The sequence below is a fragment of the Nitrobacter winogradskyi Nb-255 genome (assembly GCF_000012725.1).
Taxonomy (GTDB): domain Bacteria; phylum Pseudomonadota; class Alphaproteobacteria; order Rhizobiales; family Xanthobacteraceae; genus Nitrobacter; species Nitrobacter winogradskyi.
Map to the genome: position 1 here is coordinate 2,417,683 of NC_007406.1, position 17,458 is coordinate 2,435,140.

A 17,458-nucleotide genomic window follows, 5' to 3' on the forward strand; every position below is an offset into this window, starting at 1 on the left:
CCTTGGCCCTATATTGGCCCGGTGGGACACACTATACACGGGCCGTGATGACGATCGACGAGATCAGGGACAACTTTGAACTCCTGGAAGAGTGGGACGACCGCTACCGGTACGTCATCGAACTCGGGCGCACCCTTGAGCCCATGAGCGAGGCCGAGCACTCCGCGGCCAACAAGGTGCAGGGCTGCGCCAGCCAGGTCTGGCTATCGCTCCGGACCAGCCGCGGCCCTGACAGCGCCCCGGTGCTGACCTATGTCGGCGACAGTGACGCGCATATCGTGCGAGGGCTGATCGCGATCCTGCTGACGCTTTATTCGGGCAGGAAACCGCAGGACATTCTGGACACCGACGCCATCGCCGTCTTCGACGAACTCGGCTTCCGCGAGCATCTCACGCCGCAACGTTCCAACGGGCTGCGCGCCATGGTCGAGCGCATTCGCAGGGACGCGCGCGAAGCGCTGGCCGCCGCGGCCTGAGGCATTTTCCGGCGAAGTAGATGACGGGTACCCGTCGCCGCAAGAAAAGCGGCCGGACAAATTTCCAGAGCACGATCCGATTCAACATGAGCGGATCATGCTCTCGAGTCTGATCCAAACTGCGTTGAACCAGACCCCAAGCTAATTTTTTAATCGAGCATAATCTTGTCCGAAAACCGGTTTCCACTTCGCTCGAAAACGCTCTAGGTCACGAACCCATAAACGGGATTCCGTTTGGACGGGATGCGTGATTCAATCTCCAGAGGTGGGAGGATTGAATGGCACGTTTTGATCTGACGGATTTTGAATGGTCTGTGATCCAGCCGCTGTTGCCGAACAAGTCGCGCGGCGTTGCACGGGTGGATGATCGGCGGGTGCTGAACGGGATTTTCTGGCGGCTGCGCACCGGTGCGCCGTGGGCGGACATTCCAGCGCGCTACGGCCCGCACACCACTTGCGTGAACCGCTTCAACCGGTGGCGCAAGGCAGGCGTGTGGGATCGCATTCTGTCGGCTGTTTCAAAGGCTTACGATGGCGACATCCAAATGATCGATTCGTCGTCGATCCGCGTGCATCAACATGCGGCCAACGGTCAAAAAAACAGACGCGATCCCGTTGCATGGGTCGCTCGCGCGGCGGGCTGACCACCAAAATCCACGCGCTGGTGGATGCCTGCGGCCTGCCGATCGTCCTCAAGATCACCGAAGGCCAGGCCCATGACGGGCGTAGCGCGCAGGACATGATCGACACCGTCGAACGCGGCGACGTGCTGCTGGCCGACCGGGCCTACGACTCCAACGCCCTGCGTCAAACGCTGGCCGCGCGCGGCGCGAGAGCCAATGTGAAGCCGATGCCAAATCGCGTTGCGGCCTTGCAATTCAACAGACGGCTCTATCGCAAGCGCAATCTGGTCGAACGCTTCTTCAACAAAATCAAGCACTATCGCGCCGTCGCCACCAGATATGACAAACGTGACGACAACTTCCTCACCTCCATCAAGCTCGCCTCAATCCGCATCTGGTTGCGATTTAATGAGTCGATGACCTAGGTGTTCAGTCCCGGCATTTGATGGTGCATTATTTTCCGGAGAATGGAAGGATGCGCTATGGGACAGGTTCTTCACGGGAGCGCCACGACGACAGAGGCAATCCGTCGAGCAATACAAAATAGTGAAGAGAGCCTGAGAGCGCTGTCGAAACGCTACGGGATCAACCAGAAGACCGTCGCAAAATGGAAGAAGCGGACCTCGGTGGCCGACCTTCCGACGGGACCGAAAGATCCGCGCTCGACGGCGCTCTCATCCGAGGAGGAGGCGATCATCGTCGCCTTCCGCAAGCATACCCTGTTGCCGCTCGATGATTGCCTCTACGCGCTTCAGCCAACGATCCCGCACCTGTCGCGGTCTTCATTGCATCGCTGCCTGCACCGTCACGGCATCAGTCGGCTCCCGGAGGTCGAAGGCGACAAGCCGATCAGGAAGACGTTCAGGAGCTACCCGATCGGCTACTTCCACATCGACATCGCCGAGGTGCAGACGGCTGAGGGCAAGCTGCGCCTGTTCGTGGCCATCGACCGCACTTCGAAGTTCGCCTACGCCGAGCTCCACCAAGAGGCGGGCAAGATGGTCGCGGCTCAGTTCCTGCGCAACCTCATCGTGGCAGTTCCCTATGCCATCCACACGGTGCTGACGGACAACGGCATCCAGTTCACCAACCACGCCCGTCACAAATATGCGTTCCACCACATCTTCGATCGCGTCTGCGACGAGAACGGCATCGAGCACAGGCTCACCAGGATCAACCATCCCTGGACCAACGGACAGGTGGAACGGATGAACCGCACCATCAAGGACGCCACCGTCAAGCGCTTCCACTACGACAATCATGACCAACTGCGCCGGCACCTTCAGGACTTCATCAAGGCATACAACTTCGGTCGAAGGCTGAAGACGCTCAAAGGCCTCACACCCTACGAGTTCATCTGCAAACGATGGACTTCAGAGCCCGATCGATTCATCATCGATCCAATCCATCAAATGCCGGGACTGAACACCTAGCGCGGCCCTTCGGGTCGGGATCATGCTCTAACCGCTCGTGAATCTTGCATCGCTCGCCAGCCAGGTCCGTACGTGGGCACTCGTTTCCGCGCGCGCTTGAATACCGTAGTGTCTGGCGAGCCTGTCCAGCGCCAGTTGCAGGACTACTTTCGCCGATCTCGAGGGCCAGCCGCGCTCTCGCTCGACATCCTCAAGTCCGCGAAGAAAGCAGCAGACATCCATCAGCAGGCCGGAAAATTCCGGTCCGCACGCCTCCAGCGCCAGCCGCACCCGTTGCCGCGCCGCGACGATCAGATCGGTCATCTCACAGGGGCCGGCCCCAGACCCGCGCGGGCGTCCTCCGGTCGGCGCCGACCAGTTCGAGGTCACCCGCGGCGTGAGATTCCCACGCGTGAAATCCGCGCGCAGTCTTTCGCCGGCCGCGAACTGATCCCGGCTGATCATGGCGCGTCCGTCGCGGCCCTTGCGGCGCGCGAGCCAGGCGAGAGGACTCTCGCTGTCATCGACCATCACGGTCGCAACGCCCGCGTCGGTCATGATCTCGCGCTCGGCCAGCGCGAGATGCCGCGCGCGAAACCGGTCCACGATTTTCGCCGGCCTGCTCTTGGAGCGGCGCGACGATTGCCGGCTACCGCGATCAGACGCCGGCATCGGACGCTCCTTCGAAGCGGTCATCACAACCGCGCACATCGCCTCAAGCGCCGCGAGCCGGCGATCAAGTCCGGCGTCGTCGCGACTGTCTTCGACGACGCGGCAAGCATGAGAGACCGTGGTGCGATCGCGATCAAAGGCACGGCCGATCGCCTCGAAACTCAGCGCGAAACCAACGTGCGCCAGATACATCGCGACCTGCCGGGCATATGCGGCGCGCGGCGCGCCGCGGGTCGGCGCTATCACCGCGGCAGCATCGAGTTCGAACTCTTCAGCGACCAGTCGCGCGATAGCGTGACAAATTCGCGTCGCCGAAGTTGGCGACGGTCGAACGGACGCGGGTGAAGTGGATGGATGGATCAGAAGCATTGAGCGGCCCCTCTAGGAATATAGTCATACATCCTAGAGGCTAATACCGCTCCGGGGATAGCATTTTCATCAAAATTTGACAGTCGAATGCCGCGCCGGGTGATGGTTTCGGATAATAATCCTAACGTTCGGTAGTCAGCGACCCCTTATTTTCGGCGTCGGCGCTGCTGACCGAGGCCCATGTTCTTGGCCAGCTGCGATCGCGTGACCGCGTAGTTGGGAGCCACCATCGGATAGTCCGCGGGGAGTTTCCATTTGTCCCGATACTGCTCCGGACTCATGTTGTACTGCGTACGCAGATGGCGCTTGAGCGACTTGAAACGTTTCCCGTCCTCCAGACAGATCAGGTAGTCAGCGGTCATCGACTTCCTGACCGGCACGGCCGGCTTGGCCGGTTCCGCCGGCAGCTCGCCGCGGCCGGAAGACACGCGCGTCAGCGCCGCATGCACCTGGTTGATAAGGGCGGGAATTTCCGAGGCGGGCGTCGTGTTGTTGCTGAGGTAGGCGGACACGATCTCCGCCGTGAGGTCCAGAAAACTTTTACTGGCTGAATCACTCATGATTTCAATTTTCCGGATCGCGAAGCATCGATACACTCCGAATGCGATCAGAATCGGCCTTTACGCAACCTGTATGATATGAGCGGATTGCTGCGGGCATGACAAGAACGGCGCGGACACACACAGAGTTTTATTTAAGAGGATCGGCGGGAACCTTGATCGAGATGCGCGCGCAATTGATCGATCGACGCAAACCGCACCTCTCCTTCCGGGAGTTGGGCATCGATCGCGCCATCGGAATAAAGCGAATAAGCCATTCCGTTGACAACACCGGATCTGAGCACAGTGGCCGGGGAAGCGTTGCGATCCGAAGCGTCCGCCGGTTGATCGCCTCTTGAGGCCGGCTTGGGCGTTTCAGGATCCGGAGCGTGGACCGCGGGAGCGGACAGGCCGAACCGTTCCGCGCGCCCCTGCTCGCGCTCCCTGACCGTGGATGCGAACAGAAGATTGCGCCGTGGCTTCGGCTGCGACGGCTGGTCGGAGGATGCCGGGAATTCAGCATCCGGGACGGAAGCAACTGTCGCGCGATCGCGGTCGGCGGGCACGTGATCGCGCTCGGGCGCTTGCCCCTGCCGGCGTTGCGACAGCACGGAGGGGGCTGAGCGCAGATCACTTCTCGGATCTGGCGCGATCCGATCGCCGTCCGCCAGTGGTGGCGGACTATCCGCGACAGGCCGGCCCGGCGGAATCGGCACGCGGACATCACCTGCATGGACGCCACTATGGTTAGCAACCGCTCCGGAGCCGAACCGGTCTCCTGAGTTGAGATGGTCCGCGACCTTTTGCAATTCACGGACGACGACCGACAGGCTGACCATTATCAGACCGGTACAGGACACGACCGCGCCCGATACGATCATGGTATCGCCGAAGCTGAACTCCTTGATGGGAATTCCGAAGGCGACCGTCACCAGACCGGTCACGAACACACCGAACCCGGCGATCGAAAGTACGCTCATCGAGAAGCTCCCCCGTGACGAGCGCGCCTGACCGCCATGCCATCCGCCCCGCCGCCTGCCGATCCAGCCGCCATTATCGGCGACACGATGGCGATGGAGTTAACCGCGAGCGGCGAAAATGGTTCAATTCAGCGGCACCGAAACTGAAACATTTTCCGGCGAAGCGGCGTGACCTGTCCTCGTGAAAAAAACGCGTCAAGACATAGAGTCCTTTCACCGTTTCCCATGAAGAAGTGAAAGACTCCAGCGGCGATTTGATGTAGGCTCAGCTATCATCCCTCTGCACGTCGACTCCAGCGCCGCCCAATTCCGGGCGGCGTTGTCACATACAGATAGCTTCAGCCAGATAGCTTCAGCCAGATAGCTTCAGCCAGATAGCTTCAGCCAGATGGCTTCAGCGCGGCGCCTCGGCCAGCGCCGCGAGAATCCGGGCCCATGACCGGATTCCCTTATGAAAGCTTTTCAGGTCGTACTTCTCGTTGGGCGAATGGATGTTGTCGTCTTCGAGACCGAAGCCGACCATCACGGTGTCGAGCCCCAACGACGTCTTGAAATCGGCAACGATCGGAATCGACGCGCCGCAGCCGATCAACAGCGCTTCCTTATTCCATTCCTCGGTCAATGCCTGCTTCGCCGCCGCCAGCGGCTTCATATTCCAGTCGAGCGCAATCGCGGGCGCGCCGGCGTGATCGAGAAACGCGACGGAGCAGTCGGCCGGCACCCGCTCCTTCACGAAAGCACGGAAGGCGTCACGTATCCTGCCGGGCTGCTGGCCCTCGACGAGGCGGAACGACACTTTCGCCGACGCCTGCGCGGGAATGACCGTCTTGGAGCCCTCTCCCGTGTAGCCACCGACAATTCCGTTGATGTCGCAGGTCGGCCGCGACAATAGCTGCTCGATCAGCAGACGGTCCTTTTCACCGGCAGGGATCGAAAGCCCGATCGGCTTCAGAAATCGATCCGGCGTCAGATCGAGTTCAGCCCATTGAGCGCGAATCTGGGGCGGCAAGTCCTTCACGTCATCATAGAAACCGCGAATAGCGATGCGGCCGTCATCATCATGAAGATCGCCAAGGATTCGGGTCAGGATCCTGATCGGGTTCTGAGCGCCACCGCCGAAAAGGCCGGAATGCAGGTCGCGGTTCGCGGCCTTGATGATCACCTCCTCATAGACCAGACCGCGCAGCGAGGTGGTGATCGCCGGCGTGTCGGGATCCCACATGCCGGTGTCGCACACCAAGGCGAAATCCGCGGCGAGATCCTTCTTGTTCTGTTCGAGGAAAGGCACGAAGTTTTTCGAGCCCACCTCTTCCTCGCCCTCGATCAGGATCGTCACGTCGAGCGGCAGTGAGCCGGTCACCGACAACCAGGCGCGGCAGGCCTCGACGAACGTCATCAACTGGCCCTTGTCGTCTTCCGCGCCGCGCGCCACGATGATCTTGCGCCCGTCCGCATGGTTGGTGACCACCGGGTCGAACGGCGTGCGATGCCACAGATCCAGCGGGTCGACCGGCTGAACATCGTAGTGGCCATAGAACAGGACATGCGGCCTTGTCCCGGTGTTGCCGTTGCTTTTGGCGACGATCGCGGGATGACCCGCGGTCGGGCGAACCTCGGAAGCGAAATTCAGTGTCGCGATATCGGCCGCGAGATGATCGGCGGCCGCCTTGCAATCATCAACAAATGCCGGATCGGCCGAGATCGATTTGATGCGCAACAGCGCGAACAGCCGCTCCAGGCTGTTGTCGAAATCGGCATCGATGTGGTCGAGGACGGTTTGCAGTTGCGACGTGCCGGACATTCTGTTTCCCCTCGAATTGCGGTCGGACAATCTTTCAGATTCGCGGTTGCGCGGTCGAATGCGGATCGCGCGCCGGCGGCGGATTAAGGATATGCCAGGCCAGTGCCGCCACCATCACGAAAGTCGCCGCGATGTTGTTTCCGGCGGCCTGAAGAATCTTCGGAAATACCGGCAGCGACAGCGCCATCAGCGCAAACGATGCGCCGAGCGCCAGACGCGAGATCGCCCGCGCCTTGGGCCGGCCATCGAGCGCGGCGCGATGAAACAGAACCGTGATCGGAAAGAACAGCCACACAAAGTAATATTGACGCGCCAGCGGCGAAGCGAGCGTCATCAGGCAGAACAGAATCCCGACCTCCTCGGCGATCGATCTCTGCGTCATGTTCGCCCGCGCCGGAATAATGGCGATGAAGCCCAGCCCTATCGCGGCGAAGACAGCCAGCACGATCCAGTTCGCCGTCCTGTAATCGACATTGGCGACGTTCATGTATTGCGCCGGCTTGGCGGGATCGATCTGGTTATAATTGACCGGACGTACCAGCCGATGCGTGACCGCGATGATGGACTGATTGACCCAGGACCAGTTCTGGGCGTCACGCTGCCCGAACCCGTGCTCCGAGTTCGATCCGATCATTCCACGATACCATGTGGTCAGTTCCGAGACGTTGCGGTCGAAGCCGCGGATCGGAGCCGGCGCCAGAAACAGCAAAACGCCCAGGAACGCGACCATGCTTATCGCGCTTGTCCAATGGCGGCGCCAAAGCAGATACGGCAGCACGGCGACGGGAAAGACCTTGATGGCCGCCGCGAGCGCGAACATGCCTCCCGACAGCCACCCGCGCCCCCGCCACAGGCACCAGAAGCCGAACAGCATCATCGCGAGCAGAACGAGGTTGGGCTGCCCGAGATCAAACATATCAAAAACAAACGGAATCGTCACAAGGCCCGGCAGGGCTTCGAGCCAGGGGTCAGGAGTCTTGCCCGACCCTGTCATGGCGTTGGAGAGCTGCGCCGTCATCCACCATGCGGCGGCATTGAGCAAGCACAGGCCGAGATAAAGCGGGAGCTTTCCGAAGGCGCTCGGCAGGGCGAGCAGAATGGCCGATAGCGGCGGATAAAGGAATGCGAAGCCATCGTTCGGCCCGTGCGGATACAGATCGCCGCCGTGCAGGATCTGCTGCCCCGCCCAGTACCACAGCGGATAATCCTTCGTCTTGCCGTGGCCCCAGATCTCCGGGACAAGAACGTCGGCGGTCAGCAGGATGCAGGCCACGAGAAACAGGACATCCAGCGGGCGCCGGAACGACGGCCATCTCAGCACGGGCATTTTTCCGTTGTCACGCGGCGGCATCGTCCGCGCGCTCTGCGTTATCAGATGCGCTCCCGGCTGCAAACCGTCTCGCTTATCCGCGCCACGCCGCAGCCATGCGGCGGAGGCCCGTAACCGCCCGCGCGCTCACCGCCGCAGCAGCCCTCCGAGCGCGCCGCGCACCAGCGCGCGACCGACCGAACTGCCGACCGAACCGCCGACCGACTTGCCGAGATCGGCGACGATGCCTCCGACCACCTTGTTGGTGACGGAACGCGTGACGTTGCGCGCGATCACCTGCCCGGCCGACAATCTGCCGCGAGGGGTGTTGGTACCGAATATGCTGCCGACGATCGATCCTATCTGACCAAGAACGCCGCCGTTCGATCCATCAGCCGCCGCCGCGGTATCCTCGACTCGCTTCTGGAGCAGTTCGTATGCCGATTCGGAATCGATCGCGGTGTCGTACTTTCCCTTCACCGGGCTGCCGGCAATGAGCGCCTTGCGTTCCTCGGGAGAGATCGGGCCGATCCGGGCGGACGGAGGCCGCACCATCACACGCTCGACCACGGCCGGCGTTCCGTTGCCTTCGAGGCACGATACCAGAGCCTCGCCCTTGCCGAGTTCGGTGATGACCCGCGCCGTGTCCAGCTTCGGATTTGGCCGGAACGTCTGCGCCGCCGCTGCGACGGCCTTCTGGTCGCGGGGCGTGAATGCGCGCAACGCATGCTGAACCCGGTTGCCGAGCTGAGCGAGCACCTTGTCCGGAACGTCGATCGGATTCTGGGTAACAAAATAAACTCCGACGCCCTTGGAGCGGATCAGCCGCACCACCTGCTCGATCTTGTCCATCAACGCCTTGGGCGCGTCGTTGAACAGAAGGTGCGCCTCGTCGAAGAAGAACACGAGCTTCGGTTTCGGCGGATCGCCGACCTCCGGCAGGCGTTCGAACAGTTCCGACAACATCCACAGCAGGAACGTCGCATAAAGCCGCGGGTTTTGCATCAGCTTGTCGGCGGCCAGAATGTTGATCATGCCGCGGCCGTCGCGATCGGTGCGCATGAAATCATTCAGATCCAGCGCCGGCTCACCGAAAAACCTGTCGCCGCCCTGATGTTCGAGCACCAGAAGCCGACGCTGAATGGCTCCCACGCTTTGCCTGGACACATTGCCGTACTGCGTCGTCAGTTCCGCCGCACGTTCGGCGATGAAGGACAGGATGGCGCGAAGATCCTTCATGTCGAGCAGCATCAGTCCCTGCTCGTCCGCCACCCGAAAGGCGATGTTGAGCACGCCCTCCTGGGTCTCGTTCAAATCCATCATCCGGGACAACAGCAGCGGACCCATTTCCGACACGGTGGCGCGCACCGGATGTCCCTGCTCACCGAAAACATCCCAGAAAATTGTCGAGAACCGATCGGGCTGGAACTCAAGCCCCATCGTCCTGGCGCGGTCGAGTATGAAGTCCCTGGCTTCGCCCGGCTCTGAAATGCCGGACAGATCGCCTTTGATATCGGCAACGAAGACCGGCACGCCCGCGCGAGAAAATCCTTCCGCCATCACCTGAAGCGATACGGTTTTTCCTGTTCCGGTGGCACCGGTGACAAGACCGTGCCGATTGGCGAGGCCCAGCGTCAGCCACACCGGCTGCTCACCCTTGCCGATGAAGATGCCTTGATCGGTATCGCCGATCCCGGTCGCGGTCTTCGTCATGAGCGCCTCTTCTCGTGATCCGTCGTCGAGCCCTTATTCTACTTCAAGTTCCGCGCCGATTGAAGCCGGCCGACCGCCGCGAGAGCGCTCGAAATCTTTCAGCCCGAGCTATCAGCGGATCAACGTGCGGAATCATTCTAACAAGTGACAGACGATCGCGTCTTCGACGTGAACCAGGCACGCGAGTCTTGCATCTTGGCAACACTCGCGGTGCGATTGCATGTCAACAGCCGTTTGTCCTGTTTCCTGGCTTGTCTTTCGTATCTCGGGCGTATCATGATGAAAGCATAAATAACGAGCCGGCGAGCAACCGGCGGAGGCGGGGTACCATGAACGATCTGGTGGAGCGGCGTGCCGCGATAGCTGGCATCGCTGTCGCGCGAGCGGCCGTCGGTACGATTCCGGTCTTTCACAGCAAGGGAAGAGCGGCCGGCAGGGTTCAATCCAAGATTCAGTCCAGGATTGAAGCGATGTTCGGTGCGACAGCCGGTGCGGAGAACGCGATCGCGGCTTCCCGAAACCGGATGGGACGTTCGACGTTCGCCGGCGTCCGAAAAACATCCCGGCATCTCCGAACGTCATGACATACTCGATCTCCAAGATCGAAGGGCTGAGCGCCTTCGAAGCCAAGAAGCTGAGGTCGATCGGCATTCGAACAACCGATGCTTACCTCGAAGCGGCGCGCACGTCGAAAGGCCGCAAGGCGCTCGCCGCCCGGACCGGCATCAGCGAACAGCAACTGCTGGAGTGGGCCAACCTCGCCGACTACATGCGCATTCCCGGAATGGGCAACGGCAAGACCAAGCTGCTGCGCGCGGCCGGCGTCACCACGGTACGGGAGTTGACGCACCGGAACCCGGCTCGCCTGGCTCAGGCCATGAAAGACGCGAACGCCAAGCGCAAGCTTGTCAGCGCCCTTCCCTCGGAAAAGTCGATCGGCGATCTGATCGCGCAAGCGCGAAAGCTTCCGCTCAAGATCACCTATTGAGCTTTCCATCGTTGCAAGCCGGGCTTCCCTGAACAAGCTTTTCGCGCCTTGACAGCCTGTCCGGGACCGCGCAAAGCCACCGCATGACCTCGGCGGATTCCATGTCCAGAGCTGTGACGGATGATGCACGTCATCCCGCGCTTGAGGCGCTGCTGTCGCGCCCCTGCCCGGCGGTCATGGGGATCCTGAACATCACCCCCGACTCGTTCTCCGATGGCGGTCAGTTCATGACGCCCGACCGGGCCGTGGCGCAGGCGCGCCGCATGATCGCGGACGGGGCCGACATCATCGATATCGGCGCGGAGTCAACCCGCCCCTACGGAGCGCAGCCGATCTCGCGCGACGAGGAAATGCGGCGGCTGGAGCCGGTGCTCGCCGCGGTGGTCGCGCTTGGAATTTCCGTCTCCATCGACAGCATGAAGTCCCCGGTGGTGGAGTGGGCGCTCGGGAACGCGGCCGCGATCGCCAACGACGTGTGGGGATTGCAGCGCGATCCCGACATGGCCCGCGTCGTCGCCGCGCGCAACGCGCCCGTCGTCGTCATGCATAACCGGGACAAGCCCGATGGTACGCTCGACATCATGCGGGACATCACAGCGTTCTTCGAACGATCGCTGAAGATCGCGGCGCAAGCCGGCATACCCGCCAGCCGCATCATCCTTGATCCCGGTATCGGATTCGGCAAGACGCCGGAACAGAGCATGATCGCGCTGGCCCGGCTCGGCGAATTGCAGACCTTCGGATTGCCGGTTCTCGTGGGCGCGTCCCGCAAGCGCTTCATCAGCATGGTGACGCCATCAGAGCCGCAACAACGGCTCGGCGGCTCGCTCGCCGCGCATCTGATCGCGGCAAGAAGCGGCGCGCGCATCATCCGCACACACGATGTGGCCGAGACGGTGCAGGCGCTGCGGGTGGCGCACGCCATCGAGACCGCAACACAGCCGGGATCTTTTGAACCATGACCGATACGATTTTTATCCGCGGCCTCGTGATTCACGCGCAGCACGGCGTCATGGCGCACGAGACCGAAGTCGGCCAGCGCTTCGTGATGGACATCGAACTGTCGACCGACCTGTCCGAATCCTCCCGCACCGATCGGCTCGCCGATACGGTATCGTATGCGGGCGTGGTGGCGACGGCCAGCGCCGCTTTCAAGGACGCCAACTACAAGCTGCTCGAACGCGCCGCGGGAGCGGTCGCCGATGCGGTGCTGGCGGCTTATCCGCGCGTGAGGACGATCACGATCACCGTGCACAAGCCGCACGCGCCGATCCCGGCGATCTTCGACGACGTCGGCATTTCACTTACCCGCGGCAGGGACTAGCCTTCGCGATGGCCAGCGTCCTGATCGCGCTCGGGGGTAACGTCGGAGACGTCAGGCAGACGTTCCGCAAGGCCATCGCCAACATCCGCGGCATGGCGCAGGCCGCGCTGCTCGCCCGTTCGTCCGACTACGCCACGCCGCCATGGGGCGAGGAGAAACAGGCTCGTTTCGTCAACGCCTGCATCGAGATCGACACCGGCCTCGACCCGCACGCTTTGCTGTTCACGCTGCAAAAGATCGAGAAGAAATTCGGCCGCGACCGCGCCGCCGAACAACGCTGGGGACCGCGCACGCTGGACCTCGACCTGATCGCCTATGACGACGCCATTCTCGACAAGCCGGAACTGACGCTACCGCATCCGCGCCTGTTCGAGCGCGCCTTCGTTCTGGTTCCGCTTGCCGAAATCGCGCCGGACCGCATTATCGCAGGGCAAACACCGGCCAGGGCGCTGGCCGACATATCGACCGCAGGAATCGAGCGCCTCCCCGACCTTCCCTGATCGCGCGCAAACGACCGTTTGGCTTGTCCGCCGCTGCGTGGCATTTTGAGAATCCGGATTCTGCCGGACACGAGCGAACAATGCCCGCTGCTCCCCATGAACCCATCGATCCGCCGTTGGCAGCCGATTTCGCACCGGCGCTCGCGGCCGACTGGCGCAAGCTGGTCGATGGCGTGCTGAAGGGCGCGCCCTTCGAGAGGCTGGTGGGAAAGACCTATGACGGTCTCCGGATCGAACCGATCTACACGCGCGCGGAAGGTGCCCCCCCGATCGCCGGCCGCGCCGCGGCCACGCCATGGCGGATCATGCAGCGGATCGATCATCCCGAGCCCGCGCAGGCCAACGCGCAGGCGCTGCACGACCTCGATAACGGCGCCGGCGGCCTGACCCTGGTGTTCGCGGGGGCCAACGGCGCGCGCGGTTTCGGGCTGCCGCCGACCGCCAAGGCTGTCGCCAGAGTGCTGGACGGCGTCTTTCTCGATGCAGGCATCACCATCGAGTTGCACATCGCCCCGCAATCGCTCGGGGTCGCTTTCCAGATCGCAGACCACATCAGGACAAAAGGAATAGACCCGGCCGCCTGCGATATCCATTTCGGTCTCGATCCGCTCGGTGCCTGCGCGACATCCGGATCCAGCACCAACGAATGGGCTGAGATCGTTGCGGCCGCGACGGAGACCGCGAAGACGCTCGCCGCCCGAGGCTTCAAGGGGCCGTTCCTTGTCGCCGACGGCCGCGTGATCCACGACGCCGGCGGATCGGAGGCTCAGGAACTCGCCTTCGTCCTTGCGTCGGCGGTCACATATCTCCGCGCGCTCGAAAGCGCCGGCGTCGTTCTCGATGACGCGCGCGGCATGATCCACGCGCGGCTCAGCACTGATGCCGACCAGTTCCTGACGCTGGCCAAATTCCGCGCTCTGCGGCTGTTGTGGGCACGGGTCGAGCAGGCCTGCGGCCTCGCGCCGAGGCCATTGCTGATTGCCGCCGAGACCTCGTGGCGGATGCTGACCCGGCGCGATCCCTACATGAATATGCTGCGCGCCACCGTCGCGGCATTCTCGGCGGGCCTCGGCGGCGCTGACAGCGTCTGCGTGCTTCCGCATACGCAGGCATTGGGCCTGCCGGACGGCTTCGCGCGACGCATGGCGCGAAACACGCAGCTCATCCTGCTGGAGGAAGCCAACCTCGCCAAAGTCGCGGATCCGGCGGCAGGCTCTGGTGGCATCGAGACCTTGACGCGCGAGCTTTGTCAAAAGAGCTGGGCGCTGTTTCAGGATACCGAGAGAGCGGGTGGAGCGTTCGCCGCGCTCGAACAGAACCTGATCCAGCGCGGCGTCGCCGCGACGCGCGACGCGCGCCAGACCAGTGTCGCCAAACGGCGCGACGTGCTCACCGGCATCAGCGAATTTCCCGACCTGCACGAAACGCCGATCGACGTGCTCGATGTGGAGCCTGTCACGCTCGCGCCCTCCGGCGAGGCAAAAATCAGCTTCGAGGCGCTGACGCCGATACGGCTGGCCGCCCCCTTCGAACAACTGCGCGATCATTCCGACGATTGGCTCAAGGCCACCGGCGCGCGGCCGAAGATCCTGCTCGCCACTCTCGGCGTCCCTGCCGGCTTCGCCGCGCGCGCGGCCTTTGCCAGAAGTTTTTTCGAGGCCGGCGGCATCGAGGCCGTCGATCCGCCCTCCCCCCGCTCGCGGCAGGGAGATGTCGAAGGCGCCGCTCGGCGAGAAGATGAAAACGCGCTCGCCGAAGCCTTCAAGGCATCCGGCGCTCGAATGGTCTGCCTTTGCTCCTCGGATGAGGTCTATGCCGAACAGGCGGTGCTTGCAGCGCGGGCCTTTCATGCCGCCGGTGCAGGCCATATCTATCTGGCGGGACGACCGAATGAACTGGAACCTGTGTTGCGCCAGGCAGGCGTGCGCGATTTCATCTTCGCGGGGAACGATGCGTTGGCGGTGCTGAACGAGGTCTGGCAGCGACTGGAGCAACCATGACAGAGCAGATGAGCCCGTCGCTGACCGGCGGATGCCAATGCGGCGCCATTCGTTTCGCGCTGACGGCCCCGCCGGTGCGCATCAGCATCTGCCACTGCCGGATGTGCCAGAAAGCCGCCGGCGCGCCGTTCGCGTCTTTTGCCGACATCCCGCGTGAGAACTTTCACTGGACCAGAAGCACGCCGGCGACGTTTCGTTCGTCCTCGATCGCGGAGCGCGCTTTCTGCGCCGCCTGCGGCACGCCATTGAGCTTCAGCCGCATCGGCGGCCCCTGCATCGAGATCATGACCGGCGCTTTCGACCGGCCCGACCTGCTGGTGCCGACCGGACAATACGGAACTGAATCCCGGCTGGGGTGGATTGCGACCATCGTCAACCTGCCGAGCCACACTACACCCGAAAATTACGGACCCGATAAGATGGCGACCATCATCAGCCACCAGCACCCGGACCATGACTGATCGATGATGGCCCGCGTTCCGGATTTCGCCGACGTGGCGTTCGAGCCGGTCGCGCCTCCCGTCGCCGGCGGCTTCGAACGCTCCCCGGAAGTCTGGCTGACCCCGGAAGGCATTCCGGTCAAGACCGCCTATTCGGAAGCCGATCTTGACGGGATCGACTTCCTCGACACATGGCCCGGCATCGCGCCTTACCTGCGCGGCCCCTACCCGACCATGTATGTCAACCAGCCCTGGACCATCCGGCAGTATGCGGGGTTCTCGACGGCGGAGGATTCCAACGCCTTCTATCGGCGTAACCTCGCCGCCGGCCAGAAAGGGCTGTCGGTCGCCTTCGACCTCGCCACCCATCGCGGCTATGATTCCGATCACCCGCGCGTTTCGGGCGACGTCGGCATGGCCGGCGTCGCGATCGATTCTATCTACGACATGCGCACGCTGTTCGCCGGCATTCCGCTCGACCGGATCAGCGTATCGATGACCATGAACGGCGCGGTGCTCCCGATCCTCGCGCTGTTCGTCGCGGCGGCCGAGGAACAGGGCGTGCCGGCGGAAAAACTCTCGGGCACCATTCAGAACGACATCCTCAAGGAGTTCATGGTGCGCAACACCTACATCTATCCGCCCGCGCCTTCGATGCGGATCGTTTCCGACATCTTCGCCTACGCCTCGCGCAGGATGCCGAAGTTCAACTCGATTTCCGTTTCGGGCTACCACATGCAGGAGGCCGGCGCGACGCAGGACCTGGAACTCGCCTATACGCTGGCCGACGGCGTCGAATATGTCCGCGCGGGCCTCAAGGCGGGCCTGGACATCGATCGCTTCGCGCCGCGGCTGTCGTTCTTCTGGGCGACCGGCATGAACTTCTTCATGGAAGTCGCCAAGATGCGCGCCGCGCGGCTGCTATGGGCGAAGCTCATGAAGCCGTTCAATCCGAAGAATCCGCGTTCGCTCAGCCTGCGCACCCACTGCCAGACTTCCGGCTGGTCGCTGACCGCGCAGGACGTTTTCAACAACGTGATCCGCACCGCTATCGAGGCGATGGCGGCGACGCAAGGCCATACCCAATCGCTGCACACCAACGCGCTGGACGAGGCTCTGGCGCTGCCGACCGACTTCTCCGCCCGCATCGCCCGCAACACCCAGCTTTTCCTGCAACAGGAGAGCGGCACCACGCGCATCATCGATCCCTGGGGCGGCTCGCATTACGTCGAACGGCTCACGCATGATCTCGCAATCAAGGCCTGGGGCCATATTCGCGAAGTCGAGGAACTCGGCGGCATGGCCAGGGCGATCGAGGCCGGCGTGCCGAAGCTGCGCATCGAGGAAGCGGCGGCGCGGACGCAGGCCAGGATCGACGCCGGAGCGCAGGTCGTGATCGGCGTCAACAGGTACAAGCCCGAGCATGAGACGCCGATCGACGTGCTCAGGATCGACAACTCGGCGGTGCGAAGCCTGCAGATCGAGAAACTGAAACGATTGCGCGGCGAGCGCAGGCAGGAGGATGTCGATGCCGCGCTGGCGGCGCTGACGCGCTCGGCCGGCGAAGGCAACGGCAACCTGCTGGCGCTCGCGATCGACGCCGCGCGCGCCAAGGCGACCGTCGGCGAAATTTCCGACGCAATGGAGAAGGTGTTCGGCCGGCATCGCGCCGAGATCAGGTCGATCACCGGGGTCTACAAGCGCGAGGTGTCCGCGATGTCCGACAAGGTGGAGCAGCTGCAACGGCTCATCGACGCCTTCGATGAGGCCGAGGGCCGCCGTCCGCGAATTCTCGTCGCCAAGATCGGCCAGGACGGCCACGACCGCGGCCAGAAAGTGATCGCTTCCGCCTTCGCCGATATCGGCTTCGACGTCGATATCGGACCGTTGTTCGCGACAGCGGAGGAAGCCGCGCGGCAGGCGATCGAGAACGACGTGCACATTCTCGGCGTGTCCTCGCTCGCCGCCGCGCATCTGACCGCGGTGCCGGAACTGAAGGCAGCGCTGACAAGACATGGCCGCGACGACATCATGATCATCGTCGGCGGCGTGGTGCCGCCGCAGGACTACGATGCGCTTTATAAAGCCGGCGCGGAGGCGATCTTTCCTCCCGGCACGGTGATCGCAGACGCCGCCGAAGACCTGATCCGCAAGCTCAGCGCGCGGCTCGGACACGGAACGACGATGGAGTAGCACAGGCGTTCTTAAACTCTCCACAAATGACCATCATGCCCGCGCTTGTCGCGCGCATCCACGTCTCTATGATCCGGACTCCAGGACGCGGATGGCCGGGACATAGGCGAGCGAAGCGA

General features: G+C 62.9%; 15 protein-coding genes and 2 pseudogenes. 10 read left to right on the forward strand and 7 right to left on the reverse strand.

Features of this window, described 5'->3' with window-relative positions; all coding sequences use genetic code 11:
• The first annotated feature begins 47 nt into the window (after positions 1–47).
• From NWI_RS11590 to NWI_RS11605, 3 genes and pseudogenes are all read left to right on the forward strand, one after another.
• Entirely contained in the window at positions 48–476 is a 429-nt protein-coding gene (locus tag NWI_RS11590) for a SufE family protein (RefSeq protein ID WP_011315446.1), read from the forward strand.
• Between the two features lie 278 nt (positions 477–754).
• Positions 755–1,443, forward strand: a pseudogene (locus NWI_RS17040) (IS5 family transposase); the annotation flags it as partial.
• A 138-nt stretch (positions 1,444–1,581) separates the two neighbouring features.
• A complete protein-coding gene (locus NWI_RS11605; protein WP_011315447.1) occupies positions 1,582–2,532 on the forward strand; it encodes an IS481 family transposase in 951 nt (316 codons plus the stop codon).
• 27 nt (positions 2,533–2,559) lie between these two features.
• Here the strand turns inward: NWI_RS11605 and NWI_RS17670 are convergent, their stop codons facing one another.
• From NWI_RS17670 to NWI_RS11635, 7 genes and pseudogenes are all read right to left on the reverse strand, one after another.
• Entirely contained in the window at positions 2,560–3,183 is a 624-nt protein-coding gene (locus NWI_RS17670; RefSeq protein WP_041345605.1) for a DUF6456 domain-containing protein, read from the reverse strand.
• Between the two features lie 108 nt (positions 3,184–3,291).
• Positions 3,292–3,552: pseudogene (locus tag NWI_RS18275) on the reverse strand (helix-turn-helix domain-containing protein); the annotation flags it as partial.
• A gap of 146 nt (positions 3,553–3,698) precedes the next feature.
• Positions 3,699–4,112 carry a MucR family transcriptional regulator gene (locus NWI_RS11615; protein WP_011315449.1) on the reverse strand — a complete coding sequence of 138 codons (414 nt, stop codon included), beginning with the start codon at positions 4,110–4,112 and terminating at the stop codon, positions 3,699–3,701.
• A 134-nt stretch (positions 4,113–4,246) separates the two neighbouring features.
• On the reverse strand, positions 4,247–5,071 hold the full coding sequence (locus tag NWI_RS11620) for a hypothetical protein (protein ID WP_011315450.1): 825 nt from the start codon (positions 5,069–5,071) through the stop codon (positions 4,247–4,249).
• Positions 5,072–5,465: 394 nt separating this feature from the next.
• Positions 5,466–6,872, reverse strand: a complete 1,407-nt coding sequence (locus tag NWI_RS11625; protein ID WP_011315451.1) for a M20/M25/M40 family metallo-hydrolase — start codon at positions 6,870–6,872, stop codon at positions 5,466–5,468.
• A gap of 34 nt (positions 6,873–6,906) precedes the next feature.
• Complete coding sequence (locus NWI_RS11630; RefSeq protein ID WP_049750581.1) at positions 6,907–8,223, reverse strand: glycosyltransferase family 87 protein; 1,317 nt, start codon at positions 8,221–8,223, stop codon at positions 6,907–6,909.
• A 105-nt stretch (positions 8,224–8,328) separates the two neighbouring features.
• Complete coding sequence (locus tag NWI_RS11635) at positions 8,329–9,894, reverse strand: helicase HerA-like C-terminal domain-containing protein (protein ID WP_011315453.1); 1,566 nt, start codon at positions 9,892–9,894, stop codon at positions 8,329–8,331.
• A gap of 580 nt (positions 9,895–10,474) precedes the next feature.
• Here NWI_RS11635 and NWI_RS11645 point away from each other — a divergent pair.
• The 7 genes from NWI_RS11645 (at position 10,475) to scpA (ending at position 17,339) form a co-directional block, all read left to right on the forward strand.
• The gene (locus tag NWI_RS11645) at positions 10,475–10,882 is read left to right on the forward strand and encodes a DUF4332 domain-containing protein (RefSeq protein ID WP_011315454.1); all 408 of its coding nucleotides are present in this window, start codon (positions 10,475–10,477) and stop codon (positions 10,880–10,882) included.
• 83 nt (positions 10,883–10,965) lie between these two features.
• Positions 10,966–11,844: a dihydropteroate synthase gene (gene folP / locus NWI_RS11650; protein WP_011315455.1), complete on the forward strand. Its 879-nt coding sequence runs from the start codon at positions 10,966–10,968 to the stop codon at positions 11,842–11,844.
• Complete coding sequence (folB, locus tag NWI_RS11655; protein ID WP_011315456.1) at positions 11,841–12,206, forward strand: dihydroneopterin aldolase; 366 nt, start codon at positions 11,841–11,843, stop codon at positions 12,204–12,206. Before folP ends, folB begins: the two co-directional genes overlap by 4 nt.
• Before the next feature lie 8 nt (positions 12,207–12,214).
• Complete coding sequence (folK, locus tag NWI_RS11660) at positions 12,215–12,706, forward strand: 2-amino-4-hydroxy-6-hydroxymethyldihydropteridine diphosphokinase (protein ID WP_011315457.1); 492 nt, start codon at positions 12,215–12,217, stop codon at positions 12,704–12,706.
• A gap of 80 nt (positions 12,707–12,786) precedes the next feature.
• Positions 12,787–14,706: a methylmalonyl-CoA mutase subunit beta gene (locus NWI_RS11665; RefSeq protein WP_011315458.1), complete on the forward strand. Its 1,920-nt coding sequence runs from the start codon at positions 12,787–12,789 to the stop codon at positions 14,704–14,706.
• The gene (locus tag NWI_RS11670) at positions 14,703–15,167 is read left to right on the forward strand and encodes a GFA family protein (RefSeq protein WP_011315459.1); all 465 of its coding nucleotides are present in this window, start codon (positions 14,703–14,705) and stop codon (positions 15,165–15,167) included. Before NWI_RS11665 ends, NWI_RS11670 begins: the two co-directional genes overlap by 4 nt.
• A gap of 6 nt (positions 15,168–15,173) precedes the next feature.
• Positions 15,174–17,339: a methylmalonyl-CoA mutase gene (gene scpA / locus NWI_RS11675; protein WP_041345044.1), complete on the forward strand. Its 2,166-nt coding sequence runs from the start codon at positions 15,174–15,176 to the stop codon at positions 17,337–17,339.
• The last annotated feature ends 119 nt before the right edge of the window (positions 17,340–17,458 follow it).